Source organism: Micromonospora trifolii (assembly GCF_022229005.1).
GTDB lineage: Bacteria > Actinomycetota > Actinomycetes > Mycobacteriales > Micromonosporaceae > Micromonospora > Micromonospora trifolii.
This window is the reverse complement of record NZ_JAKKFD010000064.1, coordinates 1-2,719: the sequence shown is the minus strand read 5'-3', so window position 1 is coordinate 2,719 and position 2,719 is coordinate 1. Positions and strand designations below refer to the sequence as shown.

Sequence of the window (2,719 nt, the reverse complement as noted above, 5' to 3'; positions counted from 1 at the left end):
CCCCACCCCACCCCACCCACCCCGCGCCGATCTTGCACTTTCTGCACGGACAAGGGCCCGCAAAAGGTGCTGTTCGGCGACTGAAAGTGCAAGATCGCGGGGGTGGGGCGGGTGAGGGCGGGAGGTGGGAGGCGGAGGTGGGCGGTCAGCCTCGGCGGTCCAGCCAGCGTTGCAGGGCTGAGCGGGGGTTCTCGTCGGTGGGATCCTTCTCGCGGTTCGGGACCGTTGGGCGCTGCACCGGGCGGTGCGCGTCGCCGGCCAACTCGTGGCTGGGCGCGACGAACGCCTTCTGCGGCTGGCCCTTCACGGCGGTGGCGATGACCCGGGCGACCGCGTCGATCACCTTGGTCTGCACCGCCGAGCCCACCGAGTCGGCCGGGTCGTCCGGGTTGGCGGCGATACCGGCCACCGCGACCTGCGGGGTGAAACCGACGAACGTCTCGGTGGAGTTCTGCTCCGAGCTACCCGTCTTACCCGCCACCGGTCGGCCGTCGAGGATGTCGTTCACACCGGTGGCGGTGCCACCGTTGCACTGACCGAACGCCGACTGCTGACCCACCGGGCAACGTGCCGCGTCGGTCGCGGCACGGGCCACGTCGACGTCGAGCACCCGCTTGCAGGAGGGCTGCCCCACCGGCACCTTCGTGCCGTCCGCGCCGGTCACCGAGACCACCGGCACCGGCGTGCAGTAGGTGCCCTCGGCGGCCACCGTGGCGTACGCGTTGGCCAGGTCCAGCGGGGTGGTGGCCGCCACGCCCAGGGTGAACGAACCCCAGTTCGCGGCGTTGTTCTTGGCGAAGGCGGCGTCCGAGTCGGCGCGGAACGTGATGCCGAGCCGCTGCGCCATCTGGACGACCTTGTCCTGGCCGACCTGCTCGGCCAGCCAGACGAAGTAGGTGTTCACCGAGCGGCCGAAGCCGTCCCACATCATCCGGTACCCGTCCATCCAGTCCGGGTTGGCGTTCGCCGGGCACCAGTGGCCGTCGCAGCTGCCCGGCCCCTCGGCGGGGTACCGGGTGGGCAACTTGGCGGGCGCGTCGAAGCCGGTGGAGAGGGTACGGCCCGACTCCAGTGCGGCGAGCATGGTGAACAGCTTGAACGTCGAACCCGCCTGGTACCCGTCGACGCTGGCTCCGCCGGAGATCAACGGGTTGACGGTGTTCGGGTAGTTCGCCTGCCCGGCCGGGTTGTCGGCGAGGCTGTAGTGCCGGTTGACCGCCATCGCCAACACCCGCCCGGTGCCCGGCTGGACCGCCGCGATCGGCAGGGCGCGCTTGTTGTCGTACGAGTAGACCTTGGTGGCCTGCTGCTGCGCGGTCGCCTGGATCTTCGGGTCCAGCGAGGTGACCACTGTGTAGCCACCCGAACGCAGCGCCTGCTCGCGCTCCGCGACGGTGGCCCCGAAGGCCGGCTGGGTCAGCCACCACTGGCGCAGGTAGTCGCAGAAGTAGCCCCAGTCGTCGTGGCCCTGGGAGACGGCGGTGCAGCCGTTGGGCTGGGCGGTGGGGTGCAGGGCCAGCGGCTCGGCCTTGGCCTGGGCGGCCTGTGCGGCGGTGATCGCGTTGGTGGCGACCATCGAGTCCAGCACGTACGACCGGCGGGCCACCGCCTCGTCCTTGTCGCCGCTGATCGGGCTGTACGCGTCCGGGGACTGCACCAGACCGGCCAGCAGCGCCGACTCGCCGAGGGTCAACTGCGCCGGAGGCTTGCCGAAGTACCGCTGGCTGGCCGCCGCGATCCCGTACGCGCCGGAGCCGAAGTAGGCGATGTTCAGGTACCGGTCGAGGATCTCGTCCTTGCCGAGGCTCTTGTCCAGCGCGCTCGCGTACCGGATCTCCTGGATCTTGCGGCCCACCGTGGGGTCGGTGGCGGCGGCGCGCTCCTCGGCGGTGCGGGTGGGGTCGGTCTTGAGCACGTTACGGACGTACTGCATGGTCAGCGTCGAGCCGCCCTGCTCGGTGCCGCCACCCTTGACGTTGGCCACCAGCGCCCGGGCCAGGCCGCGCAGGTCCGCGCCACCATGGTCGTAGAAGCGCCGGTCCTCGGCCGCCACGATCGCCTGCCGCATCACCGGGGCGATCTCCGACAGGGGGACGTCGGTGCGGTTCACGTCGTAGAACGTGGTGATCAGCGTCTTGCCGTCGTTGGCGTAGAGGTACGAACGCTGCGGCGTGGCCGGAGTCTTCAGCGAGGCCGGCAACGCGGCGTACGACCCGAGCGCGGAGCGGGCGGTGAGCCCGAGCAGCAGGTTGCCCGGCAGCGCGGCGACTGCCAGGACAAGCCCGGCCAACACGCCGGCGAGCAGCACTGTGAACAGCCGCGACAGCGGCGAGCGGGGGGCGGCCATGCTCCCCAGGATTGCCATGAAAGCCGCCAACCGACCACCCCAACCCCGCGATTGTCAGCAACTTCACGCCCACCCACCAGCCAACTCCCACCCCCGCGCCCCCAGTGCCCACCCAGTCCCTCACCCCGGCCCCCACCCAGTCCCCCACCCCGCCCCACCCCGGCCCCATCCCGGTGATCATGGGGTTAGCGGGAGTTTTGATCACGGAACCACCCGCCAACCCCATGATCACCGAAGTCGGCCAAGGGCGCCGGGCGACCGGCCCGCGTTGATCATGAAGTTATTGCCGTGACACGCCGCGGCTGAGGGCAATAACTTCATGATCAACCGGCTCGCGGCGGGGTGGGGGGCCGGGTGGGTGGGTGGGTGGGT

At 70.8% G+C, this 2,719-nt stretch carries 1 protein-coding gene; it reads right to left on the bottom strand.

All coding sequences use genetic code 11. From position 1 onward, the window contains the following. Positions 1 to 145: 145 nt before the first annotated feature. Positions 146 to 2,347 carry a transglycosylase domain-containing protein gene (locus NIE79_RS30700; RefSeq protein WP_238681897.1) on the bottom strand — a complete coding sequence of 734 codons (2,202 nt, stop codon included), beginning with the start codon at positions 2,345 to 2,347 and terminating at the stop codon, positions 146 to 148. Positions 2,348 to 2,719: the final 372 nt, after the last annotated feature.